Source organism: Nocardia sp. NPDC047038, from assembly GCF_040644075.1.
Classification (GTDB): domain Bacteria; phylum Actinomycetota; class Actinomycetes; order Mycobacteriales; family Mycobacteriaceae; genus Nocardia; species Nocardia sichangensis.
The window spans coordinates 304,523-320,345 of sequence record NZ_JBEYVQ010000004.1 but is presented as its reverse complement, the minus strand read 5'-3'; the positions used below and the strand labels follow the sequence as shown (position 1 = coordinate 320,345).

Genomic DNA, 15,823 nt, shown 5'->3' with positions numbered 1-15,823 from the left:
CAGGAGGTAGACCGCGTCGGTGTGGTGCGCGGTCACTTCATGAGGGCGAAATTGCGCCAGAGGTTGATGAGGCTTTCGGTTCCTCCGAACAAGGTGGTGAAGTTGGTGGAGTCGATCATGACGATGTCGCCTGCGCGTCGGTCGGTGGGCGGCAGCCAGATCAGGGTGTTGAATTCGGTGTTGCCTTCGGCGGTGAAGGGGTGGGGTCGGTCGAGGTCGATGGGTTGCCGGGCGAGCAGGCGCACGGATGCGCTTGCGGGTGCGGTGAGGTGATAGTGCGGGAGGTGGGGGTGGAAGTTGAATGTGGTGACGTTGTCGAGCAGGTGCAAGTCGTCGAGGTCAGGAAATGTGGACAGGGGCGCAATGGATTTCGTGCCTTCGGCGACGGCGGGTCGGAGTCCGTACATGTTGTGCACCGGAACGTCGAGGGCTTTCATCAGTGAGCGGGTGTAGGCGCTGAAACGTTGTTGGCGCGGCACCAGCGGGTCGCCGTGGTGCTGGTATTCGACTTGGCGTTGCTGGAGGTCGTCGGTGCAACCCACGTCGTGATGAGGCGCCAAAAGCAGACAGGTGCCTTCGCGTCGCAGCCATTCGTCGAGGGCCGCGATCTCGTCGGGCGCGGCTTCTGCCTGACCGAGAACGTGGTCGAGGCCGAAGATCATGAGGGTATCGGTGTCGGCCAGAATGCGTTCGTCGAGGGGCAGTTCGAACCCGGCTTGATCGATGCGCTGGAAGACCGCTACGGGGTGACCGGTGGCCTCTCCGGCGATCTGCTGGAAGGTGAGGGTGGAGCGGTGGAACAATTCCAGCGTTCCGGCGATCCCTTGCAGAAAGTGCGCGGCGTCGTACTCGGGCGTCTCGTAGGCAGGCCAAGCCGCTTGGCGCACCTCGGTCATGGTGGAGAAACGGTTGTCGAGCGCGGCGGGATCGCGCTGGGCTTCCCAGGGATAACTCCACGTCCAGTAGATGCTCAACCGGCGTCTGCCGGGAGTGTAGGTGCGTGGCAGCTGAGATTGGTTGTAGGTGCGTGCCTGGGTGACGGTGCTCATGGTGCCACCTCGTTGTCGGTAGGGGTGCAGAGGTAGCGCAGTGCGCGAACACCGGGCATGAAGAAGTACGCGCCACCCCTGAGAGTTGTGAACGCCGGTAATCCTCTGATGGTCTTGCGGATCGGACGTTTGGGGATCTTGTATTCCAGGGTGCCGTCTTGGTTGCCGATGATCGGATCCCGCTCGTTGCCGAGTTCGTGGAACGTCTTGTCGTTGATCCACACGTTCTGGGCGAATTCGAATTGGCGCACCAGGCTGGCACACAGCACGAAGGCCGCGATTCCGCGCTCGGCGCCGTCCTCGGAAACGCCTTCGGGGAGGTGCGGTCCGTAGGTGGCGCCGCGGCGGATCATGCGCCGCCGCTGCATGTTCACCGCGGTGTCGCGCGGATTCAGCCTGCGGATGTGCGAGCCCAAAGGCACGGCGTACCCGTAGGGGTCCATCTGTTTGTAGTTGAAATCGTTGTTTCGCCGCATATCTGCCCCGAGTTCGGGATCGTCCCGCTCGGGGGCGAGCACCAGAGGGGCGCCGCTGCGCCAGCGGCCCATGAGTTTCGCGGCCAGCAACTCCTGTTCCTCCGGGGTGTCGGTGTGCTCGGCCAGGAACTCGCGGAATCGCCCGACGTGTTCTTGTAAGCGCCGGTAGGCCATGTAGCTGCCGTTGCGCGACAACACCTCCGGTTGCGGCAATCCCACCGGAGGACCGTCCTCGTCGGGATATCCCAGGATGAACTCGCCGGCCTTGATCGGGGCACCCGTGCCCGGTGTGGGCTGCTCACCGGAGCCTTCGATCACCGGCTGCGACAACCTGTCGCGGTAGCCGAAATGGTCGTGCGGATACTCCAACGGCGGAACGGCCGCGAGGTCCAGCGACGACAGCACCGTCACTCCGGTACAGCGGCCGACCAGCTGGTGGTGCTCGTGCACCCAGCGAGCGCGTTCGGCGTCGTCGTGGGCGAACAGGATCGCGATCGCGTGTAGATCGTCGCCCGCCAATCCACCGACCCAATGGTCGGGGTGATCGGTCCCGGTGTCGCCCAGGATGGCGGCCCGCGCTGCCATGCCCTGGCGGAACTCCTCGGGGAACGTTGCCAGTGACTGTTCGGGCACGCCGAGTGCGCGTAGGCCGGTCCAGGTGAACGCGAGTGTCACCCATCGGCGGTCGGTGGTCACGGAGCGTTGTGCGTCGGCAGCCGAGGCCACGCGGTCGACCATGGCCGACAGCCACGCCCGCCCACCAGCGGCACCGGCGAACGACAGGAACTCGTAGCGTCCGGTCAGCGCGGGGACGCGGGTCAGCAGAATGTGCTGGATGTCGTCGAGTTCGAGCATCAGCAAACCTCTCGGTCGCTACTGCATCTGGTCGAGCATGTCGGAAAATGCCGCCTTCACACGCAGCGCCTTCTTGACCTCGTCCGCGGTCACATAGGGGTATTCACCGTACTCCAGGAAGCTCGGGAATTGATGCTCACGAAAGAACTCGACCACCGCATCGGTATTGGTCTTCCAGTCTTCGGGGAACCCTTCGAGGTTCACGAATACGGTTGTGATGCCGGTCGACAGGAACAAGGCGATAGCATCCTCGACGTACTTGTCGAAGTCGGTATCGAAGATCCCCTGATATTGGAAACACAACCCGTCGCCGATGTCGAACAGTACCCACCGCAAGTAATGCAGCCGGAGCGGCGCCAGCACAGTGGGATCTTCGGCGACCGCGGCCTCGATTTGCTTGCCGTACTCCCGGATCGCCTCCTCGCGGCCGGGTTTGACCCGCGCGATGATCGAGAAGCCGTAATTGGCGGGTGTGCGGGGAAAGATCGGCCCGTACCGGCCTTGCTCGAGCTCGAAGAACCCCTCCTTCGGCAGGGCCATCGCCGCCGGCCTGGACCAATCAGCATCGCCTGTGGTCATGTCCGCCTCCATCTCGAGCGGTGCGGCGCGGAGCGAGCTGAAATTCCTTGGCCGAACCGCTCTCGTCGTTGTTATCTGATCGTTTGTCCGAGGTGTGGGTCTCGAAATTCATCGCTTCCCTTGGGTAAGCGGATTGCGACGATCGCTGGAGCCGGGGATGGATGGGGCTGCTGGTCCGCATCGCTGCCTGCGACAGCGGGCCGCCCGCCGGTCGAGCCGACCCGCCGCATTTCGACCGTGGCACGGCTGGTCTCGGGACAAGGATCCGATTTCTCGCGGGTCCATGTACCGGTCAAGAATTCGGTGGGGTCGGGGCCCACGTCGGACGCGAACAAATCCCAATTGAATGTCGCGATGGTGTGCGGCTCGTTCGATTCCGCGAAGCAGGGATAGGGGATGCTGTAATCGGCCCGCCAGACCCCCCCTTCGAGCCTCAACATCGGAGCGAAGACGGCGCGAGGATCTTTGCGCGGATCTGTGCCGGAATTTGTGTCCGTCGTTGCGGCGCAGCGGTCGCCCTCACGCATGCACAGGGTGTTGTATTGCTGCCGGAACTTGTTCGGCGGTGGGGGATTGGGAACGCCTGGTGTCGCGGTATATGTGATGGTTACGTCGTAGGCGCCGCTGATCGGCGCGATGGTCGGGCTGGGACCGCGGTCGGGGATGGTTTCGGGAGGGACGACGTCGACCTTCGGATCGATCTCGCCGGCGCGGGAAAGCTTCATCTCTTGTTGTTGGGTGTATGCGCAAGGGCCGCCGACGAAACTGAGGGAGTTTCCGGTCCACGCCGGGATGCCGGGTCGGAATTCGAGTCGCTGCCATGCCGGGACGTTCTGCGGCACCTTGGTGATCGGACTTTCGCAATCGGGGTCGGGGCGGGCCCGTATGTCTCTTGTGATCGTCCACGTGCCGTCGCGATAGTCCGCGCTGAACTTGGCCGGGGCTGTCTCCCGCTCGGACGTGCTCTGGCTGGTTATCGAGGCCACGCAGCGTTCGCCGTGCGACGGGCAGTCGGATCGGACTGACCATATCCTTTCTTGTGGGGGACTGTTGTCCGGCTTCCCATTGAGAGTTTTGGGCGTGTAGGTGACTTCGTATTTGCCGTCGAAAGCGACTTCGGGCTTCGATGGCCGGGTCAGCCACCAAATACCCGCTCCTAGGGCCGCGGCGATGAACGCGGCGACCACGGCCACCACTACCCGCACGACAGGCCGTTTACGTCGAGGCGGTGCGGTGCCGCCCCGTCGGATCCCGCCCGATTCGGGTCCTATGGGCTGAAGGCCGGGCAGATCCACGGAAGGTCCAGCGTTGATCGTGGACTTTTGCTCCGCGTACGGCTCTGTGGAGGGTACCGGCGGCGACGTCCCGGGCCGATCGCTGAGACCTCCGAAGCCGGGGGGCACCGAAGTGGGGCCGGCTCGGGGGGTGCTTCCGGCGGCAACCGCAGGGGCAGTGGTGAGAGCGTGTTCGGCGGCGGCTGCCAGCTCTCCGGCGGTCTGGTAGCGGTCGTCCGGGTCTTTCGCCATGCCCCGGGCGATGACATCGTCGAACCCGACCGGTAGGTCGAGCCGCCGCATGCTCGGCGCCGGGGGAGCTGCGGTCAGGTGCGCCGCGACCTGTTGTTCCGTGCTGGTGCTCGGGTAGGGCGGTATTCCGGTCAGGAATTCGCACAACACACAGGTAAGGGCATATACGTCGGACCGAGCGTCGGCGACCCCGCTGGTGAATCGCTCCGGAGCCATGTAGGCCAAGGTTCCGATCATCGTGCTGGTGCTGGTCAGCGGGGTATTGCTGGCCGAGCGCGCGATACCGAAGTCGATCAGATAGACGAAGCCGGTATCGGTGACCAACAGGTTGGACGGTTTGACGTCGCGGTGCACCAAACTTTGGGCGTGCGCCGCATCCAGTGCCGCCGCGACTTGGGAGATCACCCCAACCGCTGTCACCGGCTCCATCGCACCATCGCGGTTGAGCAGTGTTCTGGCGTCGTCGCCGTCGATCAGGCGCATATCGAGATAGAGGTGGCCTTCGATCTCGCCGTAGCCGTGGATCGGAACCACATGTGGTTCCCGCAGTTGAGCGGTGTCGTGGGCCTCGCGTCGGAATCGCTCCCGGAAGCTGGGATCAATCGCGCAGCGCTCGGGCAGCAATTTGATCGCCACAATGCGGTCGGTAGCGGTGTCGTAGGCCCGCCATACCTGGCCCATGCCGCCTTCACCGATCAACTCGTGCAACCGGTAGCGACCGAACGCTATGCCGTTCACCGACCACCTCCCGCACGGATGAATCGCGTTCGCTATGGAGGATCAGCATCGTGAAAAGGTCGCCTATCCATGATATCGACCTCGGCATTCCTACTGCATCATTCTCGCGCTGCTGCCCGCGTTGCACCTATTCGAGACAGTCTTCGACGGGCTGGCCGACGTGTCGGATCCTCACACTTTCTCGGTGGCGGGCAGGTGGGCCGCGCAGACCGCCTCGACGAATTCGCCGACGGTGCTATCGGCCAGATTGCGGGCCAGATCGGCCTCGGTGATGATGCCGACCAGCATGCCGTTGTCGGTGACCGGGAGCCGACGGATCCGCTGCTGCTCCATGAGGACCAGCACGTCGCGCACGTCGGTGTCGATATCGACGGTGTGGAGTCGGTCGGCGCCCTGCGCCAATTCGCCGGCGGTGGTGGTCTTCGGATTCGCGCCGACACCGACCACCTTCACGACGATATCCCGGTCGGTGACTATGCCGACGGGACGGCATTCGCCGTCGCAGATGGGCAGTGCGCCGATGTCGAGCTGCCGCATCCGCTGGGCGGCTGCGTCCATGGTTTCTCGAACACTGATGTGCTGTACGTCGGGCCGCATGATGGTCCGCGCGGTCGTCATGATGCATCTCCTTCTATTACGGTGGCGTGTTCGCTACTCCGATCATCATTCGACGGCGGCGAAGGTATCGACAGGGCAGAAGGTCATCTGGCGACCGCCTCGGGCGCTGTTGCACGACGTCGAGGAGTGAGTGTACAGTCACTCACATGAGCAGACGTGCCACTCTTTCCACCGCGGAACTCCGGCGCGAGGCCGTCGTCGACGCCGCGATCGACGAGTTCGCCCGCACCGGCTATCACGGCACGCCGATCACGAGCGTCGCGGCACGCGCATCGATCTCGCCCGCGTACGTCTTCAAGTTGTTCCCCGGCAAGGTATCGCTGTTCGTCGCCGCGCTCGATCGCGCCTTCGAACTGATCGAGGAAGCGCTGTCGGCCGGTGCGTCCCGGCCGGGCGAGACCGACCCGGATGCGATCCTGTATCGAATGGGTGGCGCCTACGCCGAACTCATCGCGGACAACAGACTGCTCATGGTGCAGGTGCACGCCCAATCCGCGGCCGACATCCCGGAAATCGCCGCCGCTATGCGCAGCGGGCTCGAACGGGTCACCGCGTTCGCCGCGGAGCGGTCCGGCGGCAGCGCCGAGCAGGTCCAGCGCTTCATCGCCTACGGCCAGCTCTGTCATCTGATCACCACGCTCGACATCGACGCGAGCGCAGGAGAGTGGGCGGCAATGCTCACCCAGGGGATCCGGCACCCGAACCGCATGTAATCGACGTCCTGAGCGGCGAAATCGCCGCTTACCCACAGAGTGATTGATCAATCACACACTAGGAGGTTCCGAGATGAGCACACCGAACGTGACAGTTACCGAGATCGTGTTGCCCGGCAAAGTCGAACCGAGCGGACTGCGGGTGCGGCAGCGCGAACTGCCGCCACCCGGTCGGGGGCAGGCGCTGGTGCGGGTAGAGGCCACTGGGGTCTCCTTCGCCGAGCAGCAGATGCGGCGTGGCAAGTACTACGACCAGCCGCCGTTCCCGTTCGTGCCCGGCTACGACTTGGTCGGCGAGGTCGTCGCTGTGGGTTCGGGAGTGGACGCGGCGCTGCGGAGCCGCAGGGTCGCCGCGCTCACCAAGACCGGCGGCTGGCGCAGCCACGTGCTGCTGGACGCCGCCGACTTGGTGCCGGTGCCGGACGGGCTCGACCCGGCAGAAGCGGAGACGCTGGTCGTCAACGGGATCACCGCGTGGCAGATGCTGCACCGGGTCGCCGGAACCCGGCGCGGTGCGACGATTCTGGTGCACGGCGCGAACGGCGGCGTCGGCTCCACGCTGGTGCAGCTGGCCCGCGCGGCCGGTATCGCGGTGATCGGCACCGCGTCGGCCCGCAACGCGGACGCGGTCCGGGCGCTCGGCGCGCAGTGGGTGGACTACCGCGGCGACGTGACCGCCCAGGTCCGGGCGCTGGCGCCGAACGGTGTTGACGCGGTGTTCGACCACGTCGGCGGCCCCGGCATCGTGGACTCCTTCCGGCTGCTCGCGCCCGGTGGCACCCTGGTGTCCTACGGCACCGCGGCTACCCGCGACGTCGAAGGCGATTCCCGGCTTCCCGTGCTGAAACTGCTCGCCCGGCTGCAACTGTGGAACGCGGTGCCGAACAAGCGCAGAGCGCACTTCTTCAATCTGTGGGCGGGCAAGCACGACGCCGCGGCCTTCCGCGCCCGGATCGCCGAGGACCTCGGGCAGGTGTTCGATCTCGCGGTGGCCGGGTCATTGCGGGGACAGGTCGCCGCACGGTTGCCGCTCACCGAGGTCGCCGAGGCGGTGCGGCTCGCGGAGTCGGGCACGGTGGTCGGCAAGGTTGTGCTGGAACCGTGAACCACGGCCCTTCAACCCCCGATGGTCGCCGGCTTTTTCCACGAGTTCACCCGACATAAAGGCTGAAAAACATGATCTACCATTGCAATCGACTCACCCTGAAGACCGGCGTTACGCAGGAGCAGCTGGACGAGGCGCTGGACAGCCTGCGCAATCAAGGCCGTGTCATCCCGTCCGTACGGCACTTCAGCGTCGGTCGCGACCACGGCGGCGAGTACGAATGGGGCGCCGTTTTCGCCCTCGACGACCTCGACGGTTATTGGGAGTACCTGATTCATCCGGCGCACCTGCATACCGACCGGATCGGACTGCCCTTGGTCGACAAGTTCGTCTCCTTCGATATCACCGACGAACCGGACCCCGACATGGGCGCGAGGATCGCGGCGCTGCACCGGCGCCGCTACGACGGCATGCCCGAGATCATGAAGCTCGTCTCCGGTCTCGGGGAGTACCGCGGCAGCGCCGCGCCCGGCAAGCATGCCCACTGAGCTGCTCGGCTTGCGCCCGGCTCGGCAGCCGAGACGGTCGCCACCATATCCGAATGGTCACAGCGATCGGCATTCCGCATCAGGTCGGATATCCCGGGGGTAGCGTCCTTGTCGCAGTGTGCACGTTCTCTCCTGAGCACCAAGCAGTTTCTGCTCGCTACCACTCGGACTGTTCGTCCGGGACGGTTACCGATTCAGACCGCACGGAACCAGGACAAGGAGATCGTCATGAAAGCCACACGCCTCGTTCGTTTGGGTCTTCCCCCGTTCTTCGCCGCCGCGGCGGCGCTGTTGTTCTGTCCGCCGACCGCCACGGCGCAGGAGATGTGGAACTACACCTGTTCGTCCCATTCACCGGTGTGGGAAGGCAGGGTGACCGCTATGGACTGCACGCCGTCCAACGGTGCGCCCGCGAGTGGAGAGATCACGCAGCCGTTCCAGGTGAACGGCGGCGAGGTCATGAACTGCTCGTCCGGATGGGCGCACCTCCCCGATTTGATGGGCAAGGAATGCGGACCGGCGCCGATGCGATAGCTGATCGACCGCGTCGGCGGGTGGACCTTGTCGATTCCGGCAAGGCCCACCCGCTTTCTGCTACCAGGATGATGCTATGACCATCACTGCCGAGGACCTTTCGCACCTGCGCCGCTGCGTCGAACTCGCCCGGGAGGCGCTCGACGACGGGGACGAGCCGTTCGGCTCGCTCCTGGTCTCGGCCGACGGGGAAGTGCTCTTCGAGGATCGGAACCGGATCAAGGCGGGTGACGCGACACGTCATCCCGAATTCGAGATCTCTCGCTGGTCCGCGGCACATCTGTCGCCTGACGAGCGCGCCGCGGCCACCGTCTATACCTCCGGCGAGCACTGCCCGATGTGCGCGGCGAGCCACGGATGGGTCGGTCTGGGGCGGATCGTGTACGCCGTGTCGTCCGGTCAATTGGTGTCCTGGCTGGCGGAATGGGGTGTCCCGCGTGCCCGGGTCGCGGCGCTGCCGATCACCGAGGTCGTGCCGGACGCCGTGGTCGACGGACCGGTCGCCGAACTCACCGACGCGATCGAGGCACTCCACCGTGCGCACGCTTTCCGCAGCTGAAGCGGCGCCACTCAGCCGCAATGGTGTTCAGTTCTCGGCGGTGACGGGACTCCGGTCCAGAGTGGTCCTGCTGTGCCGTTCGGCGGTCCGGACGACGGCGTGTCCAGCGCCAAGGTCTCCCCGGACGGGCGCAGTCTGTACGCGACCACCTTGTTGCCCAGAAAGTTGGTGCGCTTCGGCATTCACACCGACGGCATCCTGTCGGGAGTCGAACAGCGTATCGGCACCGACGTGAATCCGATCTTCCCCACCATCACGCCGGACGGGCGGGCACGGTCGTTGCCGACGACCGGACGATGACCTCGGTGCCCGGTCGCTGAGTTGTCGGAGCGCGAAGGCGATGGTCGTTCCGAGCGGCATAGCTCTCGCGCGGATTCAGGAGAGGTTCGCCGGCTCCTCGTCGATGAGGTGGTGGCCGCACTCGAAACCTCCCGTTCCCGAATCACATTCGCTGATTCATTGGGTAGGCGGTTGCCGTACGGCTCGAGTGGCGCATCCGGGCGACTGGATCTGCTGGTGCAGTCGTCCCCCGGGCGATGCCGCAGGGGATGTGGCGTCGATGTATCACCGGAAACTAGCTGATCATCAACTGCACCAACCGGTCTGGCGGGTGCTTGTGGGGGTGGAAGCGGTTCGGCGATGCTGCCGCCGAGCCCCTTCGGCTGGCCGGTGGCGGTTCGGGAGGTTATGATCAACGCGATGATGACTCCATCTGTTCAAAGATTGGGGGTTCCGTTCGCACAAGGTGAGTGCTGATGCTCACTCACATCGCGAACGAGGACGACTCCCGCCTTTCCTTCTGGCTGCGTGTGCGTGAATTCGCCGTGCCGCCCTCCATGATCGAGACTGCTACCGCCCGCCGTCGCGTGGGGGACTGGGCGGGCGCGTGTGCCGCGGCAGGCTTCGATGTCGATTTCACTGTCCGGTCGGTGGCGCGTAGCCACGGGCACGAACTCGCGGCTCGAATCCGGGCCGATCTCCGCCATCTGGCTCCTGACCTGTTGCGCTGGCATCTGCCGAGAGTCGCTCCGGACGGGTTGTTGCGGCCGGGTCTGACCATCGCCTTGGCGCGGTACAACACGGCACCGGACCAGCCCGGCGCACGTCCCATGCACCTTGTAGTCCGGACCGCGCCGGCTTGGGCGGACGCCGGTCAGCGGATCAGTCTCGCGCTGTGGGACGGGTCCGCCACCGGGCTCCATCCGCATCCTCGCCCACACCGGCGTTTTCGCCTGGATCTCCATCGCCATTTGTGGGACGCGCGCAGAGCCGGCGAGCTGCGCACACGGTCCGGGGCCGAGCGGCACGGGGATACTTGCGCGATGCCGGCCCCCGAACTGCTCGCCGCGGTGCCGCAGGTCCGCCGCTGCGCCGTCGACCGCTGGGCGGCCGAGGCGGAGATGCTGCGCCACGCCGAGGGACGGCGTAGCGGTACTTTCGTGGTGCGGTTCGGGGCCCGGCAACGGTTGGTTCTCGACGTGGACGGAAACGGTTCTGGACCGTCCATGGTGCGGATCGCGTCGGGATACCCGGTTGGCGGCGTCTCCGCGCTGCCCGTCCTGCCCGACGCGGCGACCTGGGTGCTGCCCGATCTGGCACTGCTTCGTGCCGGCGCGATAGCGGCCGATCGGCTGCATCCGCTGGTCGCCTCGGCACTGGTACCCGACTACTCGCCGAACGATGCGCCACGCGTCCCGGACCGGGCAGGTCAACCGCGCCTGGTGCAGTGCAGGGGAGAACAGCACAGGATCGGGCTGGTCGACGGGTTCCTGGCCGCGCTGGACCATAACCAGGCCGAGATCCGGCGGGAGGAACTGCTGGTCGCCCTGACCGGCACTCCGCTGCCTTGCCTGCAGGCCATCGATGAGGCGCACCGTCATCCGGACTGTCTGGTCGGTGTCCGTGAGCGTTTGGCCCATGGCGACACCGCCGGCGCGCTGGCCATCGTAGCGGGACTGCTCGGTCCCGACGCGGTCCTGCGCGACGGTGCTCTGCGCGACGAACTGGAAACCTTCGCGCGACAACGAATTACCTATGGACTGTTCAAGGCGGGCCTGTCCGAGCCAGGGATCGGGCGCGTTCCTCCGGTGCGCCGTCCACGCGACCGCCGCGCGCACCCACGCAACGCGACCTCGCGCTGACCCGGCGACCTCGCTGTACATCCACTCGACAACGCAACCCCTTCAGGTGATCACACATGCTTACTGCTGTCCGTACGGCCGCCGATCCGGCCCGCCCCGCCCAACTCGATGTGGCCGACGAGTTGCTGGGTCTGCTCCGCGAGGTAACCACCGAACCGCGCCCCGATAACCAACTGGAGGCCTTGGCGCTGGCCGTGGCCGCCGACCTGCCGGTTCTCCTATGGGGTGAACCAGGGATCGGGAAGACCGCGGCCCTGACCCAGCTCGCCGCCGACCTGGACCTGCCGCTGACCACGGTGATCGCGAGTGTCCATGAGCCGTCGGACTTTTCGGGCCTACCCATAATCGGGGACGATCCCGCGGAACACGGAGTCCCGATGGCTCCGCCGGATTGGGCCGTACGGCTCGTCCGGACCGGGCGCGGACTGCTGTTTCTGGACGAACTGTCCACCGCCCCGCCTGCCGTGCAAGCCGCCCTGCTCCGTCTGGTCCTGGAGCGGCGGATCGGCACCGTGCAACTGCCGCCCGGTGTCCGGATCGTCGCCGCGGCCAATCCGCGATCCTCGGCGGCCGATGGCTGGGAACTCAGCCCGCCGCTGGCCAACCGGTTCGTGCATCTGCAATGGACCCACGATCACGATGTGGTCGTTCGCGGCCTCGGCGGGACCTGGCCCCACGCGACACTACCGCGGCTGGCCTCCGAAAAATTGGGCGAGGCTGTGGCTTTCGCGCGCCGAGCGGTGTGTGCGCTCCTGGCGGCTCGTCCCGCTCTCGTGCATCAACTCCCCAGCACCGAAACCCGCCGAGGCGGTCCCTGGCCGTCGCCTCGAAGCTGGGAGATGACATTGCGGCTGATCGCCTTCGCCACCGCGGCCGGTTCATCCCGGGATGTGCTTTCCCAGCTGGTCCGAGGCACTGTTGGCGACGGGCCGGGCTTCGAGCTGCTGGCGAGCTTGGACCGGATGGACCTCCCGGACCCGGAAGTACTGCTCGCCGACCCGGCGGGAGCCGTCCTGCCCGAGCGGGGGGATCTGCGGCAGGCTGTGCTCGACGGCGTTGTGGCTGCGGTCCGCAAACGGCCGGAGAAATCCCGCTGGGATGCGGCATGGGCGCTTCTGGTCAAGGCTTCGGAAACCGGGGCGCCGGATCTGATCGTCGTTCCCGCAACCACTCTCGCGACGCTGCGCCAGGACGACTGGGACGTGCCCGCGGCCATCGAGGAACTCGCCGGAGTGGTATCGGTGTCCACGGAAGCGGATCGGGCAGCGGGCCGTGTCGCGGCGAAGGCAGGCCGATGACCGCGAACGCGCTGCGGACGCTGGACCGCGACAAGCTCTTCGCCGCCCGCTTGCACGCCGCCAGGGTCCGGCCCTACTTGGCGACCGCTCTGTTCGCGCTGTGCGTCGTCGAATCGCGCCGAGTACCGACGATGGGTGTCGACCGGCACTGGCGCTGCTACGTCTCGCCTGCGTTCGTGGACCGGACTTCGGTAGCGGATCTGGCCGGGGTGTGGGTGCACGAGGTGTCGCATCTGCTGCGCGACCATCACGGTCGCAGTGACCGCTTCGCCCGGCAACACGACGTGACCGGCCCGGCGGAACGACTGCGGATGAACATCGCCGCGGACTGCGAAATCAACGACGACGCATTCGGCGACGGGCTGACCCGCCCCGATGACGCTGTCACGCCCGAGTCGTTGGGGTTGCCCGAGGGGGAGCTCATGGAGGACTACCTGCGCAAGTTCCGGCTCGGACCCGCTACGCAGGGCATAGCGTGGCTCGACTGCGGCAGCGGCGCAGACGGATTGGAACGCGAATGGGAACTCGGGCCCGACGGTGCGGACGGACTCAGCGAACACGAACGAGACGCCGTCCGATTCCGGGTGGCGCAGGGCATCATCGGCCGTCCGGGGAACGCCTCGAAAGGGTGGCGGCGCTGGGCGGAAGAGGCGTTCCATCCGCCGCAACCGTGGCGGGATCTGCTGGGAGCGGCTCTCCGCTCCGCGGTCTGCGTCGCCGGTGCGGGTGCGGACTACACCTATGGCCGGCCGGCACGGCGCTCGGCGGGGGTGCCCGGCGTAGTGCTGCCGAGTCTGCGGCGAACGCCGCCTCGGGTCTCGGTGCTCATCGATACCTCGGGGTCGGTCAGTGATACGGAACTGGGCAGCGCGCTGCTCGAGGTGGCCGCCATCGCCCGTGCCGTGGGCGGCCGCCGCGACCTGGTCACCGTGCTGGCGTGCGACGCGGCGGCGAGGATCGTGCATCCCTTGTGCCGTGCCGAGCGGATACCACTGGTGGGCGGCGGCGGCACTGACCTGCGCACGGGCATCGCCAAGGCGATACGGGCCCACCCCCGCCCGGATGTCCTCGTGGTGCTGACCGACGGCCAGACACCCTGGCCGACCACACGGCCACCGTGCCGGACGGTGGTAGGGCTGTTCCGTCGGCAGCACGCCGCTTCGTGGCGCGAAAACGACCCCGATTACGTTCCGGACGCGCCTCCCGCATGGGCCCGAGTAGTCGATATCGGATAGGCCGCCTGCCGCTCGGACGATGGTGCTCGCTCGGGGTCGCCACCTGGCGATCTCACGAGGGGGGATCCGGCCTCGGTGAAATCGGGGCCCTGATTAGCATCGATACGCGTGTAAATCGAGGAGATCCGAGGACCTACGTTGACTACCGAACAACTCGACCGCTGGAACGCCCAGGAAGCCGCCGCCGAGGCGATGATTCCCATCATCGGCACGTTGTATCGGGGCAAGGGCGTGACGATCCTGCTGCACAGCCGGTCGCTGGTGAACAAGTCGGTGATCAGCATCCTGCGGACGCACCGCTTCGCGCGGCAGATCGAAGGCGAGGAGTTGTCGGTGGACGAGACTCTTCCCTTCCTGCGAGTGCTCAGTGAACTGGATCTCGGGCCCTGCAAGATCGATCTCGGTCAGTTGGTCATGACCTATCGCGCCGACGATCGCGGACTGTCGATCCGCGAGTTCACCGCGGCGGTGCTGGCCGAGGTGACCAACGGCAACAAGGCTCAGTCACCGGGCCCGAGGGATGTCGTCCTCTATGGCTTCGGCCGCATCGGTCGCCTGGTCACTCGCCTACTCATCGAGAAGGCCGGATCCGGCAACGGGCTGAACCTGCGTGCCGTGGTGGTGCGCAAGGGAGGCGACGACGATCTGAACAAGCGAGCGTCGCTGCTTCGCAGGGATTCGGTGCACGGCGCATTCAACGGCACGATCAAGGTCGATACCGGCAACGACACGATCACCGCGAACGGGAACACGATCAAGTTCATCTACAGCGATGATCCGACGACGATCGACTACACCGAGTACGGGATAACGAACGCGATCCTGATCGACAACACGGGCAGGTGGCGTGATCGGGACGGGCTGTCGCAGCATCTGCGCCCCGGCATCGCGAAAGTCGTTCTCACCGCGCCCGGTAAGGGCGATATCCCGAATATCGTGCACGGCGTGAACCATCGCGGCCTGGACCTGTCGCAGCAAATCTTCTCGTGCGCCTCGTGCACGACCAACGCGATCGTTCCGCCGCTCAAGGCCATGGACGACGAGTACGGCATCATCCGCGGGCACGTGGAGACGGTTCATTCGTTCACCAACGACCAGAACTTGCTGGACAACTATCACAAGGCGGACCGGCGCGGTCGTTCCGCGCCGTTCAATCTCGTGCTCACCGAAACGGGTGCCGCGTCCGCGGTCGCGAAGGCTATGCCGGATTTCAAGGCCAAGATCACCGGCAACTCGATTCGTGTTCCCACCCCCGACGTTTCGGTCGCGATTCTGAACCTGCAGCTTCAGCGGGAGACGACGAAGAGCGATGTGCTCGCTTACTTGCGCGGGGTTTCGCTCGCCGGGCCGTTGAGCCGAAACCTCGATTACACCGCCGCCACGGACGTGGTTTCCAGCGATTTCATCGGATCGCGCGCAGCGTCGATCATCGATGCCAATGCCACGATCGTCGAGGGTGACACCGCGATTCTCTATGTCTGGTACGACAACGAATTCGGCTACTCGTGCCAGGTGGTGCGGACGGTGCAGTACATCTCGGGCATCGAGTACCCGACCTATCCTCAGGCCGGCGCGCGGCTGGACGGCACCGCCGACGCCCGCGTGCTGACTACTACCGACGCTCGGTAACTCGCACAACCGAGATATCGGTCGGCACCCGGGCGCTGCACGCCGCCGCTGGTCCAGGTCCGCGCCGACTACCGCTGTGACGGCAGCTCGCCGAACCGCTCGGTATTGCCGAGCGAAGCGGCCGAGGTGGAAGAATCCCCACCGCATCGCGGTGTCACTCACGGAAGTGGCTCGGCCTTAGGACAATTCCTTATCTCGCGCCTGCCGATGTCTGTGCGACCCGATCGTCACGCGGATGTGTCGTCGATCGGCACATCCGTTCACCTCGCGGTGGTCTCAT

15 protein-coding genes are annotated in these 15,823 nt (G+C 66.0%); 10 read left to right on the top strand and 5 right to left on the bottom strand.

Annotation, left to right across the window (positions count from 1 at the left end; translation table 11 throughout):
• Positions 1-32 precede the first annotated feature (32 nt).
• The 5 genes from ABZ824_RS17990 to ABZ824_RS17970 all read right to left on the bottom strand — a co-directional run bounded on the left by ABZ824_RS17990 (position 33) and on the right by ABZ824_RS17970 (position 5,841).
• Positions 33-1,049, bottom strand: coding sequence for a hypothetical protein (locus ABZ824_RS17990; RefSeq protein WP_356964239.1), 1,017 nt, complete (start codon positions 1,047-1,049; stop codon positions 33-35).
• On the bottom strand, positions 1,046-2,380 hold the full coding sequence (locus ABZ824_RS17985) for a peroxidase (protein ID WP_356964237.1): 1,335 nt from the start codon (positions 2,378-2,380) through the stop codon (positions 1,046-1,048). Before ABZ824_RS17985 ends, ABZ824_RS17990 begins: the two co-directional genes overlap by 4 nt.
• A gap of 18 nt (positions 2,381-2,398) precedes the next feature.
• Positions 2,399-2,959 carry a hypothetical protein gene (locus ABZ824_RS17980; RefSeq protein WP_355073815.1) on the bottom strand — a complete coding sequence of 187 codons (561 nt, stop codon included), beginning with the start codon at positions 2,957-2,959 and terminating at the stop codon, positions 2,399-2,401.
• A 71-nt stretch (positions 2,960-3,030) separates the two neighbouring features.
• On the bottom strand, positions 3,031-5,223 hold the full coding sequence (locus tag ABZ824_RS17975) for a serine/threonine-protein kinase (RefSeq protein ID WP_356964236.1): 2,193 nt from the start codon (positions 5,221-5,223) through the stop codon (positions 3,031-3,033).
• A gap of 171 nt (positions 5,224-5,394) precedes the next feature.
• Entirely contained in the window at positions 5,395-5,841 is a 447-nt protein-coding gene (locus ABZ824_RS17970; protein WP_356964235.1) for a CBS domain-containing protein, read from the bottom strand.
• A gap of 146 nt (positions 5,842-5,987) precedes the next feature.
• Between ABZ824_RS17970 and ABZ824_RS17965 the strand changes: the two genes are divergently transcribed.
• The 10 genes from ABZ824_RS17965 (at position 5,988) to ABZ824_RS17920 (ending at position 15,543) form a co-directional block, all read left to right on the top strand.
• Positions 5,988-6,554 carry a TetR/AcrR family transcriptional regulator gene (locus ABZ824_RS17965; protein WP_356964234.1) on the top strand — a complete coding sequence of 189 codons (567 nt, stop codon included), beginning with the start codon at positions 5,988-5,990 and terminating at the stop codon, positions 6,552-6,554.
• Positions 6,555-6,627: 73 nt separating this feature from the next.
• Positions 6,628-7,659, top strand: coding sequence for a medium chain dehydrogenase/reductase family protein (locus ABZ824_RS17960; RefSeq protein WP_356964233.1), 1,032 nt, complete (start codon positions 6,628-6,630; stop codon positions 7,657-7,659).
• Positions 7,660-7,730: 71 nt separating this feature from the next.
• On the top strand, positions 7,731-8,147 hold the full coding sequence (locus ABZ824_RS17955) for a Dabb family protein (RefSeq protein WP_356964232.1): 417 nt from the start codon (positions 7,731-7,733) through the stop codon (positions 8,145-8,147).
• Positions 8,148-8,375: 228 nt separating this feature from the next.
• Positions 8,376-8,681, top strand: a complete 306-nt coding sequence (locus tag ABZ824_RS17950) for a hypothetical protein (RefSeq protein ID WP_356964230.1) — start codon at positions 8,376-8,378, stop codon at positions 8,679-8,681.
• Between the two features lie 76 nt (positions 8,682-8,757).
• Complete coding sequence (locus tag ABZ824_RS17945) at positions 8,758-9,240, top strand: nucleoside deaminase (protein WP_356964228.1); 483 nt, start codon at positions 8,758-8,760, stop codon at positions 9,238-9,240.
• A gap of 72 nt (positions 9,241-9,312) precedes the next feature.
• Positions 9,313-9,540: a hypothetical protein gene (locus ABZ824_RS17940; RefSeq protein WP_356964226.1), complete on the top strand. Its 228-nt coding sequence runs from the start codon at positions 9,313-9,315 to the stop codon at positions 9,538-9,540.
• Positions 9,541-9,995: 455 nt separating this feature from the next.
• On the top strand, positions 9,996-11,381 hold the full coding sequence (locus tag ABZ824_RS17935) for a hypothetical protein (RefSeq protein ID WP_356964224.1): 1,386 nt from the start codon (positions 9,996-9,998) through the stop codon (positions 11,379-11,381).
• 56 nt (positions 11,382-11,437) lie between these two features.
• Complete coding sequence (locus tag ABZ824_RS17930) at positions 11,438-12,679, top strand: MoxR family ATPase (RefSeq protein ID WP_356964222.1); 1,242 nt, start codon at positions 11,438-11,440, stop codon at positions 12,677-12,679.
• Positions 12,676-13,914 (top strand): VWA-like domain-containing protein, encoded by a 1,239-nt coding sequence (locus tag ABZ824_RS17925; protein ID WP_356964220.1) that lies wholly within the window; start codon positions 12,676-12,678, stop codon positions 13,912-13,914. Before ABZ824_RS17930 ends, ABZ824_RS17925 begins: the two co-directional genes overlap by 4 nt.
• 138 nt (positions 13,915-14,052) lie before the next feature.
• Entirely contained in the window at positions 14,053-15,543 is a 1,491-nt protein-coding gene (locus tag ABZ824_RS17920; RefSeq protein ID WP_356964218.1) for a glyceraldehyde-3-phosphate dehydrogenase, read from the top strand.
• Positions 15,544-15,823 lie beyond the last annotated feature (280 nt).